The organism is Kribbella sp. NPDC056861 (assembly GCF_040687575.1).
Lineage (GTDB): Bacteria > Actinomycetota > Actinomycetes > Propionibacteriales > Kribbellaceae > Kribbella.
Genome location: NZ_JBFBNQ010000008.1, coordinates 279,091 through 297,661 on the forward strand (window position 1 = coordinate 279,091; position 18,571 = coordinate 297,661).

12 protein-coding genes are annotated in these 18,571 nt (G+C 66.0%); 9 read left to right on the forward strand and 3 right to left on the reverse strand.

The features are described 5' to 3' along the window. Positions 1–14 precede the first annotated feature (14 nt). The 4 genes from AB0P21_RS35620 (at position 15) to AB0P21_RS35635 (ending at position 10,462) form a co-directional block, all read left to right on the forward strand. Positions 15–2,672, forward strand: coding sequence for a LamG-like jellyroll fold domain-containing protein (locus tag AB0P21_RS35620; protein ID WP_363702822.1), 2,658 nt, complete (start codon positions 15–17; stop codon positions 2,670–2,672). 12 nt (positions 2,673–2,684) lie between these two features. Next, on the forward strand, positions 2,685–9,383 hold the full coding sequence (locus tag AB0P21_RS35625; protein WP_363702824.1) for a polymorphic toxin-type HINT domain-containing protein: 6,699 nt from the start codon (positions 2,685–2,687) through the stop codon (positions 9,381–9,383). 11 nt (positions 9,384–9,394) lie between these two features. Further along, positions 9,395–9,679 carry a hypothetical protein gene (locus AB0P21_RS35630; protein WP_363702826.1) on the forward strand — a complete coding sequence of 95 codons (285 nt, stop codon included), beginning with the start codon at positions 9,395–9,397 and terminating at the stop codon, positions 9,677–9,679. Between the two features lie 222 nt (positions 9,680–9,901). Next, on the forward strand, positions 9,902–10,462 hold the full coding sequence (locus AB0P21_RS35635) for a hypothetical protein (protein WP_363702828.1): 561 nt from the start codon (positions 9,902–9,904) through the stop codon (positions 10,460–10,462). 419 nt (positions 10,463–10,881) lie between these two features. Here the strand turns inward: AB0P21_RS35635 and AB0P21_RS35640 are convergent, their stop codons facing one another. Beyond that, positions 10,882–12,171, reverse strand: a complete 1,290-nt coding sequence (locus AB0P21_RS35640; protein ID WP_363702830.1) for a cyclopropane-fatty-acyl-phospholipid synthase family protein — start codon at positions 12,169–12,171, stop codon at positions 10,882–10,884. After that, a complete protein-coding gene (locus AB0P21_RS35645; protein ID WP_363702832.1) occupies positions 12,168–13,547 on the reverse strand; it encodes an FAD-binding oxidoreductase in 1,380 nt (459 codons plus the stop codon). Before AB0P21_RS35645 ends, AB0P21_RS35640 begins: the two co-directional genes overlap by 4 nt. 195 nt (positions 13,548–13,742) lie before the next feature. Between AB0P21_RS35645 and AB0P21_RS35650 the strand changes: the two genes are divergently transcribed. The 5 genes from AB0P21_RS35650 (at position 13,743) to AB0P21_RS35670 (ending at position 17,325) form a co-directional block, all read left to right on the forward strand. Next, positions 13,743–14,279 carry a TIGR03086 family metal-binding protein gene (locus AB0P21_RS35650; RefSeq protein WP_363702834.1) on the forward strand — a complete coding sequence of 179 codons (537 nt, stop codon included), beginning with the start codon at positions 13,743–13,745 and terminating at the stop codon, positions 14,277–14,279. A 59-nt stretch (positions 14,280–14,338) separates the two neighbouring features. Next, positions 14,339–15,268: a 2-hydroxyacid dehydrogenase gene (locus tag AB0P21_RS35655; protein ID WP_363702836.1), complete on the forward strand. Its 930-nt coding sequence runs from the start codon at positions 14,339–14,341 to the stop codon at positions 15,266–15,268. Between the two features lie 44 nt (positions 15,269–15,312). Next, positions 15,313–16,404 carry an exo-alpha-sialidase gene (locus AB0P21_RS35660; protein WP_363702838.1) on the forward strand — a complete coding sequence of 364 codons (1,092 nt, stop codon included), beginning with the start codon at positions 15,313–15,315 and terminating at the stop codon, positions 16,402–16,404. Then, positions 16,404–16,688: a ubiquitin-like small modifier protein 1 gene (locus AB0P21_RS35665; protein WP_363702840.1), complete on the forward strand. Its 285-nt coding sequence runs from the start codon at positions 16,404–16,406 to the stop codon at positions 16,686–16,688. Before AB0P21_RS35660 ends, AB0P21_RS35665 begins: the two co-directional genes overlap by 1 nt. 352 nt (positions 16,689–17,040) lie before the next feature. Beyond that, positions 17,041–17,325, forward strand: a complete 285-nt coding sequence (locus tag AB0P21_RS35670; RefSeq protein ID WP_363702842.1) for a cupin domain-containing protein — start codon at positions 17,041–17,043, stop codon at positions 17,323–17,325. Between the two features lie 28 nt (positions 17,326–17,353). Here AB0P21_RS35670 and AB0P21_RS35675 read toward each other — a convergent pair whose 3' ends face one another. Continuing rightward, complete coding sequence (locus AB0P21_RS35675; protein WP_363702844.1) at positions 17,354–18,550, reverse strand: phosphoribosylaminoimidazolecarboxamide formyltransferase; 1,197 nt, start codon at positions 18,548–18,550, stop codon at positions 17,354–17,356. Between the last annotated feature and the right edge of the window lie 21 nt (positions 18,551–18,571).

An 18,571-nucleotide genomic window follows, 5' to 3' on the forward strand; every position in this document is an offset into this window, starting at 1 on the left:
GAGCGGCACCGCCTGTGGGTGGTGAGACTCGGGTCCAGGGGACGCCGCAGGAGTCGCAGTCGGCCTCCAAACGGGCGGTCGCGTCCAAGCAGCGTGTCGAGGTGGTGGAGAAGCGGACCGAGATGGCGCGGACGTTCGCCAACCCGGACGGCAGCTTCACCTTGGAGCAGAGCAATGTTCCGGTCCGGACCAAGCGTGACGGGCAGTGGGTGGAGCTGGATGCCACGCTGGCCAAGAGCCCGGACGGGCGGGTGCGGCCGAAGGCAGCCGCGATGGAGCTGAGCTTCTCGGGTGGCGGGACCAGCGAACTCATCACGATGAAGTCGGATGGCCACGAGATGACGCTCAGCTGGCCGGAGCCGTTGCCTGAGCCGACGATCAGCGGCGACGGCGTCACGTATCCGAACGTCTTCCCCGACGTCGATCTGAAGATCACGGCCGGCACCAGCTCGTACAGCGAAGTGCTGGTGGTGAAAACGCCTGAGGCTGCTCGGTTGCCGCAGTTGCAGCGGCTCGACTTCGCTGTGAAGGCTCCGACTCTCGCTGTCGCCAAGGTGGCAGGCGGGGTCACGCTGGCCAAGGACAAGTTCGGCAAGGTCATCTTCACCAGCCCGGCGCCGGTGGCGTGGGACTCCCGCGGTACCGGACAGGCGCCCACCGACGAGGACCGCAGTGAGAGTCCGCTCGAGGGCGACAAGGTCGTACCGATCCCGCTCGAGGTCGGCAAGTCGTCGATGAGGGTCAGCCCGTCCGCCGCGCTGATGAACGACGCAGCGGTCAAGTACCCGATCTACATCGATCCGGCCTTCCACTCGACCCAGTTCGGCCGCGCGATGATCAACCAGCACTACCCGACCACCGCGACCTGGCAGTGGGAAGGACCGGAGGGCGTTGGCTACCAGGAGTTCGAGCCTTGGAGCCGCAAGCGGCTGATGTACCACATGAGGATCGCCGGCTTGCAGTACACCCACATCACGAAGGCCGTCTTCAGCGGCTATGAGACCTGGGCAGCCAGCTGCACCAAGAAGGAGGTGCAGCTGTGGAAGACCTCCGCGATCACACCGAGCATCACCTGGAACAGTGGCTCCGGGTCAGGCACCTGGCTGAAGAAGCTCGACTCGGTTGTCGAAGCCGTCGGCCGGGACGGCTGCACGCCGGGCGGGAAGTGGATCGAGTTCGACGCGACCGCAGCCATCGCCGAGCAGGCCGCGGACGGTAGCCAGTACGCGTACCTCGGCCTGCGTGCGGCCAGCGAGACCGACTCGATGGCGTGGAAGCGCTTCGGCAAGGCGGTCCGGCTCGACATCATCTACAACCACGTCCCGGTGCTGTCCAACGCGCATTCCACCAGCCCGACGATGGGGTGCCCGACCTCGACCGCGCCGCTCAAGGTGAGCCAGGACAGCCCGGTTCCGACGGTCAAGATCCTGGACGTCGATCGTCAGCCGTCCAGGGTCGACTACGAGTTTCGGCAGAGCGGGGTCGCAACGCCGCTGTGGACGGGCAGCAGTCTGATCAAGGCCAGCAGCAGCACGGTGGAGTACACGCCGGCCTCGAATGTGTCGGGGTTGAAAGAAGACGTCCTGATCGGCTGGCGGGCCCGGGCCTGGGACGGCATCGACTACTCGGCCTGGTCGGGCTACTGCTGGTTCATCATCGACTTGTCCGAGCCGCCGCCGCCGAAAATCACGGTACTGACCACGGCTCCTGGCGACATCTACCCGCTCCGCCAGCCGATCGATGTGAAGCTCGAGGTCACGACCAACGATCCCAACCACTTCAAGTACTCGATCGACAGCCTGGAGCCGGGCGCTGAGGTGGTCTCGATCGACGCGACGAAGAGCGGCACGTTCCGGTTCACCCCGGTCCGGACCGGTCCGCTCGTGATCAGATCCTGGAGCATCGACCGGGCCGGCAACCGAAGTGTCGACTTCAACGCACTGACGGTCCGGATCGAGACAGGTCCGTTCACCGGTCGGTGGTACCTCGACGAAGGAACCGGCACAACCTCGAGGGACAGCAGCGGCAAGGCTCACGACTTCAACCTCGGTACTGCGGCGAGCTGGGCGGCGGGTGACTCGTGGGACTCGACCTCGACCGGCGCGAACGACTGGTCGGTCAAGCTGCCGGGTACCTCCTCGATCGCGACCGCCGCGTCCAACGTGGTTGACACCAGCCGCAACTTCACCGTCAGTGCGAGGGTCCGGGTCGGCGCGAAGACGACTCGGCAGGTGGCCGTCAGCGAGGATCGCGCCGGAGCAGGTGGCTTCATGCTCGGCTTCCTCCGCTGGGACCTGACCAACCCCGACGAGCGGAAGGCGGTCTGGAGCTTCTCGATCCCGGATCCCGACGGAACCGGACAGATCACCGTGGCGAGCGAGCCGATCAGTTACGAGCTGGGGGACTGGGTCTACCTCACCGGTAGCTACAACTCGGCCGACCGCGAGCTGAGCCTGGTCCTCGGCGACAACCAGCACCAGACGACCATCGAGGTTCCCGGAACCGCGACCGCTCCCGACGGTACCGGCGTCCTTCGGCTCGGATCCGCGCTCGACGCCGGTGTCCAGAACCACTTCCTCGACGGACAGGTCGACGACGTCCGGATCTATCCGGGGCCGATCGACGAGGCAACGCTCAGCATCAACTACGAAGACTCCACTCCCACCGAATAGCTGAGGAATTCGATGCGCATCAGAAGACGGGCCAATTCGGCCCTGGTGACTCTGCTAGGCGTCAGCCTGGTGGCGGGAGTGGCGTCGTACGTGCCGGAGGCCGAGGCGAAGACCCCGTCGCGCCCGGCCCCGGCCGTCCAGTCCGAGAAACCCGTACCCGGCAAGGACTTTCAGCCGAACCGAACAGGTGCCGACAAGTCCGCACGGCAGGCCGAGGCCGCCTCGAAGGCAGAGGCAGCGCCGGTTTGGCCGAGCGCGACCACGATGACGGCTGCAGTGGGTACGACGGCGACGCGGATCGCGGGTGATGTGGCTGTCCCGCCTGTCACCGTGACCGCTGTCGCGGCCGAGCCGACCATGTCAGCCAGAGCCGGTACTGCGGTAGCGCCGCAGCCGTCGGTCCGGGTCGACGTGCTGGATCAGGCAGCGACCACGAAGCTGGGTGTCGACGGGGTCGTCATCCGGCTCGCCCGCACCGATGCTCAGGCTCAGTCGGCCAAGGTGAAGGTGAATGTTGACTACTCGCAGTTCGCTACGGCCTTCGGTGGCGGCTGGTCGAACCGCCTGAGGCTGGTCGAGCTGACCTGCAGTACTGCTGGAGCGTGCGTTCAAGGTCGGGTGGTTCCAGGCTCGGCCAACGACGGCGAGAAACAGACCGTCTCGGCCGAGGTCAATCTGCCGAGCGGGCAGGCCAAGAGCGCCGGCACATCGTTCAGTACGTTCGCTGTCGCGGCCGGTGCCTCTGGTTCAACGGGCTCGTACGCCGCCACGCCGCTGGCGCCGTCCTCGAGCTGGAACGTGAGCGTGCAGACCGGCGACTTCAGCTGGAACTACCCGCTCCGCGTCCCGCCGGGTACGGCCGGTCCGCGCCCGGACCTGTCGATCGGTTACAGCTCCGGCTCGGTCGACGGGCAGATTGCCTCAAGCAACAACCAGACCTCCTGGGTCGGCGAGGGGCACAGCCTCGAGACCGGCTTCATCGAGCGCAAGTACGTGTCCTGTGCCGATGACCTGAAGGACAGCAACACCACCACCAAGACCGGTGACCAGTGCTGGAAGTCGGACAACGCCGTGCTGTCGCTCGGTGGGCACTCCGGCGAGTTGGTCAAGATGGACGCGAACACGTACCGGCTCGAGAAGGACGACGGATCGCGAATCCAGCGCCTGTACGACGCGAACAACAACAGCGGCGCCAAGGGTGGCGAGCACTGGCTGGTCACCACATCGGACGGTACGAAGTACTACTTCGGCAGCAACCCGGTCATCTCCGGGACTGACCGCGCCGACTCGGTGAACACGGTGCCGGTGTTCGGCAACCAGGACGGTGAGCCGTGTCATGCGGCGACCTTCGCGGCGTCGTACTGCCAGCAGGCGTGGCGGTGGAACGTCGACCGGGTGGTCGATGTCCACGGCAACCTGATGCGGTACCGGTACGTCAAGGAGAACAACTACTACGGCCGCAACAACAACACCGGCGTCTCGCAGTACCAGCGGGCCAGCTACCCCTGGTTCATCGACTACGGCAAGGTGATCGGCGCGACCGAGACCACGACCGTGGCGCCGGCCCGGGTCTGGTTCGACGTGGCCGAGCGCTGCCTGCCGGGTGGTGCGATCACCTGCGCCGAGAACCAGCTGACCGCGGCGAACGCCTACGCCTGGCCGGACACGCCGTTCGACCAGATCTGTACCTCGGCGACCACCTGCCCGAACCGGACGTCACCGTCGTTCTTCACCCGTAAGCGGTTGAGCAAGATCACCACCGGAATCCTGAAGGGCTCGACGTTCTCGCCGGTCGACAGCTGGACCCTGACCCAGGACTACCCGGTCTCGAGCGTCGAGAACCGGTCCCTGTTCCTGCGCACGATCACCCACCAGGGCCTGGCCGGGGGAACGCTGACCAACCCGTCGGTCTCCTTCGTCGGTGTCGACAAGCCCAACCGGGTCGACGCGATCGGCGACGGTGCCCCGGCGATGGTCAAGTGGCGGGTCTCGGCGATCGAGTCCGAGTCGGGCCAGATCACCAACGTGAACTACTCCGGCCAGGAATGCACCCCGGCGGCCAAGCCGGACCCGGCGACCAACTCCGCGCGCTGCTTCCCGGTCTTCTGGACGATCGACGGCGGTGAGAAGCCGACGATGCAGTGGTTCAACAAGTACGTCGTGACCAGCACCGCGGTCGACGACATGAGCACCGATGCCCCGGATCAGGGCACGTTCTACGACTATCTCGACACCCCGGCCTGGCACTACGACGACAACGAGCTGACTCTGCCGGCGTACCGGAGCTGGGGTGACTGGCGCGGGTACTCGAAGGTCGAGGTGAGGACCGGCGGTCTGGACTCCGCCGACCAGACGCGGATGCGGTACACCTTCTTCCGGGGCATGAACGGCGACTACGCGAAGGCCGACGGGTCGACCCGCAAGAACGTCAGCGTCACCGACAGCCAGGGGAACTCGCTGGTCGACTCACCGCGGCTGAACGGGATGACCCGCGAGCAGATCACCTACAACGGCGTGAGCGGTCCGGAGATCAGCGCGACGATCACCACGCCCTGGACCAAGCAGGTCACGTCCCCGCTGGGTGGGGCCGCGACCATGCTGCAGACCAAGTCCACCTCGACCCGGACCCGGCTGAGCAACGGCAGCTACCAGATCACCGCACTCGACACCGAGTTCGACGACCTGGGGATGGCGACCGAGATCAACGACCGCGGCGACGTCGCCCTGAGCAGCGACGACCGCTGCACGCGGCTCAGCTATGCGCGCAACACCACGGCGCAGATTCTGACCACGGTCAGCCGGGAGGAGACCGTGTCGGTCGCCTGCACGGCTACCCCGAATCGGCCTGCCCAGGTCATCTCCGACGAGCGAACGTTCTACGACGGTCACACCGATCTGAACGCCGCCCCGACCCAGGGGCTGGTCACCAAGACCGAGTCGATGAGCGGCTGGTCGAACGGGCCGCAGTACGAGCAGCGGTCCCGGACCGGGTACGACACGCTGGGGCGGGTCAAGGAGACGTACGACGGACTCGACCGACTCACCAGCAAGGTGACCTTCACGCCGGCCACCGGTGGACCGGTCACGGCGCGCGCGATCGAGGACGCGAAGGGGTACATCAGCTCGACGCTGATCGACCCTGCGTTCGGCGCGACGGTCACCGAGGTCGACCCGAACGGAAGGCGTACCGATCTGGGGTACGACGCTCTCGGCCGGCTGACCGGTGTCTGGCTGCCCAACCGGTCGAGGACCGCGACGGCCTCGATGATCTTCGGCTACTCGGTGTCGAAGACCGCGCCGAACGTGATCACTACCCAGGAGCTGAAGCCGGACGGGACGTACAAGACGACCAAGGCGCTGTTCGATGGGCAACTGCGCCAGCGGCAGGTCCAGACCCCGGCGGCGACCGGCAGCGGGCGAGTACTGGCCGACACGACCTACGATCGGCGTGGCAATCCGAAGACGACGACGGGCGTGTACTACGACGCGAGCTCGGGACCGTCGGACGTGTTGTTCGACGTCAACGAGGAGAACCTGCCGTCCCAGACGGTGACCACGTACGACGGGGCGAGCCGGCCGGTCGTGCAGAGCTTCGAGGTCCAGGGGCACGAGCGTTGGAAGACCCAGACGAGCTACGGCGGCAACACCGTCACGGTCATCCCGCCGACGGGTGGCACCACGACCATGCAGGTGACGGATGCTCGCGGCAAGCTCAGTGAGCTGCGGCAGTACAAGGGCGTCGCGGCGACCGGTGACTACGACTCCACGAAGTACACCTACACGCCGGACCAGCAGCTCGACACTGTGACGAACGCCGAGGGGAGCGTCTGGCGGTACGGGTACGACCTGCGTGGACGGCAGATCAGTTCGGTCGATCCGGACAAGGGCGCCTCGACTACGGCGTACGACGCTGCCGACCGGGTGACGTCGACCAAGGACGCGCGTGGCCAGCAGTTGTTCATGTCGTACGACGAACTGGACCGCAAGACCGCCGTCCGGAGTGGCTCGGCGACCGGCCCGGTGCTGGCGTCGTGGGTCTACGACACGCTGGGCAAGGGGTTGCTGACCTCGTCGACGCGGACGATCAACGGCAACAACTATGTGTCGGCAGTGACGGCGTACGACTCGCTGGACCGGCCGACCGCGACTCAGGTCGTCATCCCGGCGTCCGAGGGCAAGTTGGCCGGCACCTACGCCTCGACCACCAGCTTCAACCCGGACGGCAGCGTCAACAAGGCGAAGCTGCCGACGATGCCAGGGCTGCCGGACGAGACGATCGAGATGAAGTACGACGAGTTCGGTAACCTGCGCGGGATGGGCGGCTGGCAGTCGTACGTCGCCGCGACGAAGTACAGCGAGTACGGCGACACGCTGCAGTACACGATGGGGCAGAAGTCGGAGTTGTCGATCTGGCAGTCCTTCGCCTACGAGCAGGGAACGCGCCGGCTGCAGAAGATGTCGGTGGACCGCAGCGGTCATCTCCCGTCCGACGACACCTTCGACTACACCTACGACAACGCGGCCAACGTGACGTCGGTGACCCACACCATGGGCACCGATGTGGATCGGCAGTGCTTCACGAACGACTACCTCCGGCGTACTACGGAAGCGTGGACGCCGGCTGGTAGCTGCACGGATCCCCGGTCCGCCGCTTCGTTGGGGGGACCGGCGGCGTACTGGCAGTCCTACCGTTTCGATGCCTCGGGCAACCGCACGTCTCTGGTGGACCACACGGCAGCAGGCGACAAGACGTCGACGTTCGCCTACCCTGCCGCGACCGCAGCCAGGCCGCACGCGGTCACAGGGGTGACCTCAGCCGGGCCGACCGGCACGTCGGTCGACACCTATGGCTACGACGCGTCGGGCAACATGTCCTCGCGGAATGTCGGCGGCGACACCGAAACCTTTGGCTGGGACCTCGAGGGGCATCTCGCCTCTGTCTCCGGTCCTGGCGGGGATACCAGTTACGTCTACGACCCCGAGGGCAGCCGTCTGATCCGGCACGACGCCAAGGGCGCCACTCTGTACCTGCCGTCCGCGGAGGTCCGCTGGGACAAGACCGCTGACACGGTCTCGTCGACGCGGTACTACGAGTTCAACGGCTCGACCGTGGCGATGCGTAGCAACAGCCAGTCGGTCGAGTACCTGATGTCAGACCCACAGGGAACGGCCTCGGTCTCGGTAGACGGGCTGACCGCTGCGGTCTCCCGACGGTACATGGATCCGTTCGGCAACACCCGCGGCACGACGTCGCCTACCTGGGACCCGAACGCCCATGGCTTCGTCAACGGGGTGGATGATCCGTCGACCGGGCTCACCCACCTCGGCGCCCGGGAGTACGACCCGAAGCTGGGCCGGTTCATCAGTGTCGACCCCTTGATCGACGTCACCGACCCGATCACGCTGAACGGCTACCGGTACGGCAACAACAACCCAGCCACCTTCAGCGACCCGGACGGGCTCAAGGAGTACTTCCCCGACGACCCGGCCAACGACGGAGTGCACGCACCCCGGCTGCACTACAAGCCGCCGAAAACCCCGACCTACGAACAGGTCAAGGCGCAGAACCGGCACGAGGCCGTCCAGCAGATCAGCCACCACAAGAAGGCCAAGGAAGAGGCCAAACAACGCATCAAGAAGGTCGTCAAGGACCTCGTCAAGATCGTCGCCGACGAACTGGGCATCACCGACGCCCTCAACTGCTTCACCAACGGCGACGTAGGCGCCTGCATCTCCACCGGAGTGACGGTCCTGTCGTCCTTCGTCGGCGGCATAGCCGGCAAACTGGTCAGCAAGTATCTCTTCCACGCCAAGAAGGCCTGGAAGCTGATAGGCCGAATAAAAGGCCTGGTCGACGAAATGATCGACGGCGTCAAGGGCGTCCGCAAGGCAGAGGAGGAACTGCATAAGGCGGAAGAGGTAGTCGGCAAAACCTGCTCGATCAACTCGTTCGTGCCCGGAACTCTGGTACTTCTCGCAGACGGCACACGGAAATCGATCGAGAAGTTAAAAACCAAAGACCGTGTTCTGGCAACGGATCCGGCCACTGGTCAGACCTCGGCGGAGCCGGTCGTACGGACGATCATCGGTCAGGGCTCCAAAGACCTGGTAGATATCATCGTGAGCGCCTCCTCGATCGACGGCGTCAAGAAGACGGCCAGAGTCACGGCGACCTCAGGACACCCGTTCTATCTGCCCGGTACTGCGCGCTGGATCGATGCCGGAGAACTGCGATCAGGTGATCGCTTGGCTGGAGCGAAGCTGGCTGACGTGGTCACTGTCCGGTCAGTTCTGCATCGCTCGGTTCAGGCAACGGTCTACAACCTGACCGTCGGAACGCTGCACACGTACTACGTGCTGGCAGGTGCAGTCCCGGTTCTGGTGCACAATAGTGGTTGCGAAGAGGATGTCTTCCCTTTGGAAAACCATGTTGCGCCACGTCACACGCCAGGCGGTGCAGAGGCTGATTCTTCGTCATCTCTCTTCAAGGCTGATGCTGATCTAGGGGAGTTGGCTACAGGTAGTGCAGGTCAGATCGGTCATTTTCAGAAGCAAACTGGAAATGTGCGCTACTTCATCAAGGGGCGAGGTGTCGTAGGTACTGACCGGCGTGGCTTGCCAACCTCTACGTATACAATTATTCGTGACGGAAGGGACGGAGATCTGGTGACCATGCACCCTGGGCTGCCGAGGGATCTTGATCCTGAATGAGGCGAATAGATGTGAGATCGCAGTCGGGGCAAGTGTTGGCGTCGGCTGCGGCGCACCCGGATTTCGATCCGGTTCTGTCCGAGGTTGATCGCAGTGCCTATCCCATTTTGGGGCACGTCGATCCGTATGGCGACACGATCCTCAATCGGCTGCAGGTTGAATCTTTGCTGGGTGAGATCGATGCTTTACGAGGCAATGGAGACGTGATTCCGAAAACTTTCGCGGAAGACTTGATCGGCCTGTGTGACAAATGTCTGTCGAAGCCTCATCGGTTCTTGTGGTTCATCGGTGATTGAGTTCATCACCCCCGCCGTAGCCGCGTGAGTGGCCCTTCCGCTCCGCCCCACGTGGGGCGGAGCGGGAAGGGGGCATTGGCCTGATCGTCGAGTTTTACGGCGAGGACTTGGTGGAGTTGGGTGTCGTTGCGTTCGAAGCTGACGTGGCAGGCGGCAGGCTTAGGGCTTGACCACGCGCGGAATTAGGTGGATAACCTACAGGTCCAGGTGTAGAAGTGACCGATGAACCGCTTCGTGGTTGAACAGGTGCTGCGAACTGCCTTCCCTCATGTGGGACCGTCAGATCCAGTTGAGTACTTCGGTGAGGCCGGTTCCGCCACCGAGGCATTGATGTACAGCTGGCTGTACTGGCCGGATCTGGTTGAGTTGTACGGCGCGGTGTTCCTTCTGTTGAGTGACGCCAATGAGGAATACATCTCCGAACGGTTAGGTGCATCGGTTGGCGACGAACACCCCGACTGGGCACCGCTCGCATGGGCCGACGCCATCGACTCCTTCAACTGGTTCGAGGTGTCATATCTCTTCCGCAGTTGGAGCGGATTGACTGATGAACTCCACGACGACCTTCACCGCGAGCTCGGCAGCAGGCTGATCCCGGTCTGGAGCGCCCGCCTCACCGCGGCGTACCCGGACCGAGAATTCTCGGTGACCCTGCTCGAGCCGGACGACTCGGTGGGCTGGCGCATCCAGGTCTCTCAAGTCTCCCCGCCGCTGCAAGCGCCGCCGGGTTGGGATCCGCAACGCCGCAGCGTACTTCCAGACCCAGCCTCGCCGAACAGCTAGTACTACGGGCGGCGCCATGTCTGCTGGATCTGATCCATCGAGAACGGGGCACGATGAACAGGGAAGCAAGTGTGTCGGTTCCAGTTGATGATCTGCTGGGAGCCTTCAGAGATCTTGAGGAATACGTGGTGTCGTTGGATCGCATTCTGTCGCGCGTGAACTTTGGTGGGGATCCGGCGATCTTGGTTGACTACGTGACGGATCGTGATGTGTTCCGCCGAATCGCCCGGTGCCGGCAACAGTTGACTGAGCTCCTTGAGTCGGCTGTGGGGAGCGACGAGTTAGATCGGGTGGCAGCGGAGGCCTACATCTATGGAGCTCCGAGACCTTGAGTTGGGTGGGCTTGCTGTTAACCCGCTCGATGGCATCGAGCGGGTCTCTAGCCGAGCGGGTTAACGCGTCTGTGTTTCCAAACGGAGTCAGCTGCCCCAGGTGGGGCGGAGGGGGAAGTGGGCGTTGGCGTTGTCGTCCAGCTTCACGGCCAGGACCTGGTGGAGTTGGGTGTTGTTGCGTTCGAAGCCGACTTGGCAGGCGGCCAGGTAGAGGCCCCAGACCTTGGCGGTGGCGTAGCCGACTTCGGCTACTGCTTCGTCCCAGTGGGTGACGAGGTTGTCGGCCCAGGCGGCGAGGGTGAGGGCGTAGTGCTCGCGGAGGTTTTCTTCGTGGCGGACCTCGAAGCCGGCGTCCTGGGCGTCGGCGATGATGCGGCCGGAGCCGATCAGTTCGCCGTCGGGGAAGATGTAGCGGTCGATGAAGGCGCCGGTACTGCGGTAGCGGTTGTCGGGGCGGGTGATGGTGTGGTTGAGGAGTCGGCCGCCGGGCTTCAGGTGGTCGAGGAGGAAGCCGAAGTACGAGGGGTAGTTGCGGACTCCGATGTGTTCGGTCAGGCCGATGGAGCTGATGGCGTCGAAGTCGCGTTCGGTCACGTCGCGGTAGTCGGAGAAGCGGACCTCGGCCAGGTCTTCGAGGCCTTCGCGCTTGATGGCGGCTTGGGCCCACTCGGCTTGGGCGGCTGAGAGCGTGACGCCGATCGTCTTGACGCCGTACTCGCGGGCCGCGTGGCGGACCATGCCGCCCCAGCCGCAGCCGACGTCGAGCAGGCGTTGGCCGGGCTTGAGGTCCAGCTTGCGGGCGACCAGGTCGTACTTCTCGTACTGCGCCTCTTCGAGGGTGGCATCCAGCGACGGGTAGACGGCGCAGGTGTACGTCATCGACGGGCCGAGAATGTACTCGTAGAAGGTGTTCGAGACGTCGTAGTGGTGGTGGATCGCGGCCTTGTCGCGACTGCGGGAGTGACGCAGGCCCTCGAAGGTGCGCCGCCACTTGGGGAGGTGCTCCTGGGGTGGCGGAGGCGGCGGCTTCAGGTGGCTCCAGCCGAGGCCGCGGACGATGCGCAGCGCCTCGGACGGGGTCGGGCGCTGGAAGTGGACCTGGTTGAGCATCATCTTCATTAGCGGGTACGGGTTGCCCGGATGGATGCCCTTGATCTCCAGGTCGCCTGAGACGTAGGCGCGCACCAGCCCGAGGTCGCCGGGGGCCGTGAGGATGTACGACAGGCCGCGCTCGGTCGCCAGGTGCATGTGGATCGGAGAGTCCTTGGGCCCGGTCGCGCTGCCGTCGTACGCGGTGAAGTGGAAGGGGAGGCCCTCCGGCGCCACCGCGGTCAGCGCTGCTGCGATCGAAACCTGCGTCGAGATCGTTGCTGTCATCGGCGCGTCACCGCCTTCTCGTAGAGCCCGGTGAGCCGGGCATCGGGGTCGTAGCGTTCTTTCACCGTGGCCAGCGCCGGCACGTTGTAGAGCCGGTCGAAGGTCTCACGGTCGTAGTAAGCGTCGGAGTACAGCGATTTGTGCCCGTCGAAGTCCGCGACGGCCGCCTCGATCCGGCGGTTCACGTCGCCGTCGGCCGCACCGGGGGCGATCGCGACGGTGCCCCAGAAGCCCACGTTGACGTAGGTCTCGCCGGGCTTGAGCGAATACAGCGGCCAGGTTTCGTCGCCCCGCAGCCGCAGCGGGCACAGCCAGACCGGCCGCATCCCCACCTCGGCGTCGAACCAGCGCAGGAAGCCGGCCAGCTGGGACGCCGGGATCTCGACGTCCTGGATGACCCGCTCGCGATCCGGGTTGCCGCGGCGCCGGTTGATGCGCGCGGCTACCTGGTGACGGTTCTCCAGGCCGATGATCTTGTGGTAGACGTCGCTGCGCCGGAACCGGCGTGGCCAGAGCCGCCGAATATAAGGGTTCTGGGCGCCGAAGGCCGCCGAGCACCAGAACCAGTCGGTGTCCCAGCGCCACAAGTAGTCGTTGGCGGTCAGTGCGTCGGTCGATCGTTGCTGGATCGACCGGTAGAAGATCTCCTGCCCGGTGTAGTCGCTCACCTGTACTGCGGTGTCGCTGTTGCGGCCGAGCGTCAGGTAGGCCTCGTCAGGGCTGAAGGCGACGCCGTCGACGAAGTGCACCGGCTCGCCGCCATACGTGCCGTCGGCAACGATCGACTCGATCGCCGGACCGAGGTCGTCGAGACCGAGCCGCACGTGCCGCAGCGCGACGTACGGCGAGATCCGGTCGAGCTCGATCCGCAACCGGGTCGCGTAGCCGAGGGAGCCGTACGAGTTGGGGAAGGTCCGGAACAGGTCGGCGTGCTCGCCGGTCGGGCGCGCGGTGACGATCTCGCCGGCGCCGGTCAGGATGTCCATCTCCAGTACCGATTCGTGCGGCAGACCGGCCCGGAACGACGACGACTCGATCCCCAGGCCGGTCACCGCGCCGCCGAGGGTGATGGTGCGCAGTTGCGGCACCACCATCGGCGTCAGGCCGTGCGGGAGGGTCGCGGCGACCAGGTCCTCGTACGTGCACATGCCCTGGACGTCAGCGGTACGGCCGACCGGGTCGACCGAGATCACGCCGGTCAGTCCGGAGACGTCCAAGCCAGGGGTGTCGACCGCTGCTCGCGGCCGGAACAGGTTGGAGCTGCGCTTCGCGAGGCGGACCGGAGCCCCCGCCGGGATGCGCTGGTACGACGACCGGAGTCGCCCCACCGCCTGATCGTGATCGATTGTCGAGGCCAGATCAGATGTCGTAGGCACCGTTTCAGAGTACGACGGGAAATCGCCCCCGGCACGGAATTCTCCGTGCACTCTCCGGACACCTGCAGTGCACTTTAGGACCACTCGGTCCAGTGGTTCTACTACGCTGAGAAAACTTTCCGGCCGGATGTCGAGCGGGCGTCGAGCGCTCCGACGTACCGGGTGGAAGAGCGCCTGAACCTGAGGAGATACCGCATGATCGACCTACGACCGGCCTGCCGGCAACTCGCCGAACTGGTGGCAGGGATCAGCGACGATCAGCTGGACAGGAGCACGCCCTGCCCGGAGTACAGCGTGCGTGGTCTGCTGGCGCACGTCGACGAGGGCGCCCGCGGGTTCGCCCAAGCGGCAGGGGCGGAGGCGGATCAGACCGCGCTGGACTTCGGGGACGGCTGGCAGCAGTTGCTCGGGCGGCGGCTGGAGCTCCTCGGGAAGGCGTGGAGCGATCCGGCGGCGTGGGTCGGCGAGTCCGATCTGGCCGGCCTCGGGCTGTCGAACGAGGAGTGGGGCAAGATCGCGCTGACCGAGGTCGTGGTGCACGGCTGGGACCTGTCGAGGGCGACCGGGCTGCCGTTCGAACTTCCCGACGAGACGGTGCGTGCCTGCTTCGAGCATGTCTCCGGGTTCCTCAGCGAGCCGCCGGTTCCCGAGCTGTGGGGGCCGCCCGTCGAGGTGCCGGCGGAGGCGCCGTTGATGGATCGGCTGGTCGGGATCGCCGGCCGAAAGCCGTAATCCACAGGCGAGCGGCCGACCCGAGAAATCTGTCCGGAGGTGCGAGTAAGTTGCCGTGCATGGCTGATCTGGTGAAGTCCTTGCTGCCGTGGAAGGACCCCGCGGGGTACCTCGGTGGGCTGCCCGCGGGCGTTGAGACGCAGTACTACGCCGGTGGCGAGCGTCCTGCGCTCGACGCGGTCGAGTTCTACGTGCCGGACTACATGGGGTCGTCCGAGGCGATCGAGGTGGTCGCCGAGATGCCTGCGCTCAAGGTCGTGCAAACCCAGACGGCCGGCTTCGAGAACCTGCTGCCGCATCTGCGCGACGGAGTCACCTTGTGCAACGCGCGGGGTGTGCACGACGCGTCGACGGCTGAGCTGGCGGTTGGGCTGATCCTGGCGTCGTACCGGCGGTTGCCACAGGCGGTGAAGAACCAGGAACGCGGGGTCTGGCCGTCGACCTACCAGGAATTCGATGACTCGCTGGCCGACCGGACCGTGCTGATCGTCGGCTACGGCTCGATCGGGGAGGCGCTGGAGCGTCGGCTGGACGGGTTCGAGTGCGAGATCATCCGAGTGGCCCGGCGGGCGCGGGATGGGGTGCACCCGATCACGGAGCTGCCCGAGCTGCTGCCACGTGCTGACGTGGTCGTGCTGCTGACGCCGGCCACCGACGAGACGCGGGGGATGGTCGATGCGAAGTTCCTGGCGCAACTCAAGGACGGCGCGCTGCTCGTGAACATCGCGCGCGGCGTCATCGTGGACACGGACGCGCTGCTGGCCGAGCTGACCAGCGAGCGGATCCGCGCCGCGCTCGATGTCACCGACCCCGAGCCGTTGCCTGCCGGGCATCCGCTGTGGTCGGCTCCGAATGTGCTGATCAACCCGCACCGCGGGGGCGCGTCGACGGCGTTCGCGCCGCGGGTCGCCCGGTTGGTCCGCGCCCAACTCGAGCGGTACGCCACCGGCGTACCGCTGATCAACGTCGTCGCGGGGCCTTCCCGCTAACCGGATCCAGCGCGTGGACCCACCGCGCTCGAAGGAGGACAAAGATGTCCGAGACCGTACTGCTGATCGGGACCAAGAAAGGGCTCTGGATCGGCCGCAGTGACAGCGAGCGCCGCAAGTGGACGCTCGACGGGCCGTCGTTCGAGATGCAAGGCGTCTACTCGGTCGGCATCGATACCCGTGGCGAGCGGCCACGCCTGTTCGCGGGTGGCACCAGCGAGCACTGGGGGCCGGCTGTCTTCCACTCGGACGACCTCGGCCAGACCTGGGACGAGCCGCCGGAGGGCTCGATCGGCTTCCCGGCCGGGGCCGACGCGTCGATGGAGCGCGTCTGGCAGATCCAGCCGGCGCCCGAGAACCAACCCGGAGTCGTGTACGCCGGTGCGCAGCCGTCCTCGCTGTGGAGGTCGACCGACGGCGGGGTGCGATTCGAGCTGGTGAGCGGACTGTGGGATCACCCGCATCGCAAGGACTGGGGCGCCGGATTCGGCGGTCAGGCGATCCACACCGTGTTGCCACACCCCAGCGATCCGCAACGGATGTCGGTGGCGATGTCGACTGGCGGGGTCTACCAGACCGTCGACGGCGGCGAGACGTGGAAGCCGGCGAATCACGGGATCAAGGCGTACTTCATGCCCGACCCGGATCCCGAGTTCGGTCAGTGTGTCCACAAGCTCGCTGGGCATCCCGACGTGCCGGAGCGGCTGTTCGCGCAGAACCATCACGGGGTCTACCGCTCCGATGACGGCGGCGCGATCTGGAAGTCGATCGCGGACGGACTGCCGTCGGACTTCGGCTTCCCGATCGTGGTGCATCCGCGCGAGCCGGAGACGGTCTACGTCTTCCCGTTGATTGCCGATGGCAACCGGATTCCCGCGGACGCGAAGTGCCGGGTCTACCGTTCCCGCGACGCGGGCTCCACCTGGGAGGCCCTTACGAACGGGTTGCCCGACGTTCCGTCGTACGCGCCGGTACTCCGCGACGCGCTGTGCGTGGACCAAGCTGATCCGGCGGGCGTCTACGTGGGCACGCGGGACGGGTGTGTCTATGCGAGCGCCGATGCGGGTGACACCTGGACCGAGGTCGCTCGTCATCTTCCTGACGTACTGACGGTGCGCGCGGCGGTGCTCGACTGATGGGCGTGGCGGTGAAGCTCCCGACGGTGCTCAGACCGTTCGCTGGGGGAGCGGAGCGGGTGGAGGTCGAGGTGGCGGGCGAGGTCACTGTGGGGAAGGTGTTCGCGGCATTGGAGGTGGAGCATCCGGCGTTGCGGCGGCGGTTGACTGACGATCAGGGGGCGCTTCGTCGGCATGTGAATGTGTTTCTTGGCAATGACAATGTTCGAGATCTGAAGGCTCTTGATACTCCGCTGGCTGACGGCGATGAGTTGCTGATCCTGCCCAGCGTTGCTGGGGGTTGAGGGGGAGGGGGGAGGAGGCGTCGTCGAGGGCGGGTGTGGGCGGTGGTGCCGGGATCGCCTGTCCTGCTCGGGTTTCGGTGGCGGTGATGCCGGGGCGGGTTGACCTGCCGGGGTGTCGGCGGCGTGGTGCCTAGGTGGGTCGGCATGGCGGGCTGCTGGCGTGTGGTGTTGGGATGGGTTGACCTGGCAGGTGCCGGTGGTGCTGGGGGTGTTTTCGCCCGGCTGGGTTGGACATGTGGGGCTGGCTGGTGGGATCCGGCTGGGCGGCGGCTGCGTACGGGTGGGTATGACTTTGCGACGGTTGTTTGCGGATGAGGAGGGGAAAGCGCGGTTCGAGTCGTGGGAGCCGGCGTTGAGCCCTGAGGTGCCTGGGCCGGGGGAGTTGAGCGTTTCGGCGCCGCTGCCGGCTGTGACGGCGATGGTGGTGCGGGCTCCCGCTGGTGGTGGGCATCCAGAGCAGCCGGAAGCTGGGCGGCGGCTGGTCGTGGTGCTGTCGGGTGAGTGCGAGGTGATCACCGGTGGCGAGACGGTGGTTGGCCGTCCGGGTGACTTGCTGTTGGTCGAGGACACCACCGGGATCGGTCATGCCAGTAGGACAAGCACCGGCTTCGAAGCGCTCATGATCGTGTTTCCTTGAGCTCTCGCTGCCAATCGGTGTTGGTCCGTTAGTGGTGGAAGAGGCGAATGCCGGTTTGGGAGAGGGTGATGCCGAGGGCTGCGCAGGCTGCGGTGACCTCGGGGGCGCGGATGGAGCCACCGGGCTCGGCCAGGTGGCGTACTCCGTGGCGGTGGGCTTCCTCGACGTTGTCGGCGAATGGGATTGCGCCGTCCGAGACCATCGCGACGTTCGTCAGTTGAGCGAGCCAGGTTGTGCGGTCGTCGGCGGAGAGGTGGTCGACCGCGGCCAGTTGGTGGTTGATGCGAGCGGATAGCGGGAGGCTCGTCGTCAGTTGTGGGGCCGCGTTGTGCTGTGGGTCGGATTTGTGCGAGTCGGGCGACGCGGGCTCGGTGGAGTCGGCGGCTGCGGTGGTTGCAGGGGGCGCGGCGGCTGCGGTGACTGCGCGGCGGAGCCACCAGGTATCCGCCTTCTGGCCGGCTAGGCGGGTGCAGTCGATGCGGGATTGCTGGCCTGCGCCGATGCCGATCGTCATCCCGTCTTTCAGGAAGGCGATCGAGTTGGACTGGGTGTAGCGGAGCACGATCAAGCCCAGCAGGAGGTCCCGCGCGGCTGAGTCGGGTAGGTCGGGGAGGAGTAGGGAGCGGGTCAGGGGTTCGGTGTCGCGGTGTTGGGTGAGCTTGAGGCCGAAGAGTTCGCGGACCTCCTCGGCGGGAGGCTCGAAGTCGGGGTCGGCCTCGAGGACCAGGAAGGTGCCGCGCTTCTTCGCGGCCAGGATGTCGAGCACGCCGTCGTCGTAGCCGGGCGCGATGATGCCGTCGCAGGTCAGTCGTTTCAGCAGATTCGCCAGGTCGCGATCGACTGGGTGGGAGACGGCGACGAAGTCTCCGTACGACGATTTGGGGTCGGCGTCGCGGGCTCGGAGGTACGCGCTGGTGACCGGCGAGACGGTGTCGACCGCGTACGTCGTACGGATGGTCTCGTCGAGTGGGCCGGCCAGCGCGGCGCCTGCGGGGGAGACGTGTTTGAAGGAAGCCGCAGCCGGTACGCCGAAAGCGTGGCTCGCCTCTCGCACGAGTTGCCACGCGTTCAAGGCGTCGAGGATGTTGATGTACGACGGCGATCCGTGCCGGACGGTGAAAGGGCCTGCCTCTGACGCGCTTGCCTGTCGCCCGGACCGGGGTGGCGATCCGATCACCGAGACGTGGGCGGGCTGATGTGGGTTCATTCCGTAGCGCAGGTGCATCGCGAGCCTCCGAGGGTGAGT

Bases quoted from the DNA above. Each gene is read 5' to 3' on its own strand.
- AB0P21_RS35625 (WP_363702824.1), top strand. From the start codon at position 2,685: ATGCGCATCAGAAGACGGGCCAATTCGGCCCTGGTGACTCTGCTAGGC.
- AB0P21_RS35635 (WP_363702828.1), top strand. From the start codon at position 9,902: ATGAACCGCTTCGTGGTTGAACAGGTGCTGCGAACTGCCTTCCCTCAT.
- AB0P21_RS35640 (WP_363702830.1), bottom strand. From the start codon at position 12,171: ATGACAGCAACGATCTCGACGCAGGTTTCGATCGCAGCAGCGCTGACC.
- AB0P21_RS35650 (WP_363702834.1), top strand. From the start codon at position 13,743: ATGATCGACCTACGACCGGCCTGCCGGCAACTCGCCGAACTGGTGGCA.
- AB0P21_RS35655 (WP_363702836.1), top strand. From the start codon at position 14,339: ATGGCTGATCTGGTGAAGTCCTTGCTGCCGTGGAAGGACCCCGCGGGG.
- AB0P21_RS35660 (WP_363702838.1), top strand. From the start codon at position 15,313: ATGTCCGAGACCGTACTGCTGATCGGGACCAAGAAAGGGCTCTGGATC.
- AB0P21_RS35665 (WP_363702840.1), top strand. From the start codon at position 16,404: ATGGGCGTGGCGGTGAAGCTCCCGACGGTGCTCAGACCGTTCGCTGGG.
- AB0P21_RS35675 (WP_363702844.1), bottom strand. From the start codon at position 18,550: ATGCACCTGCGCTACGGAATGAACCCACATCAGCCCGCCCACGTCTCG.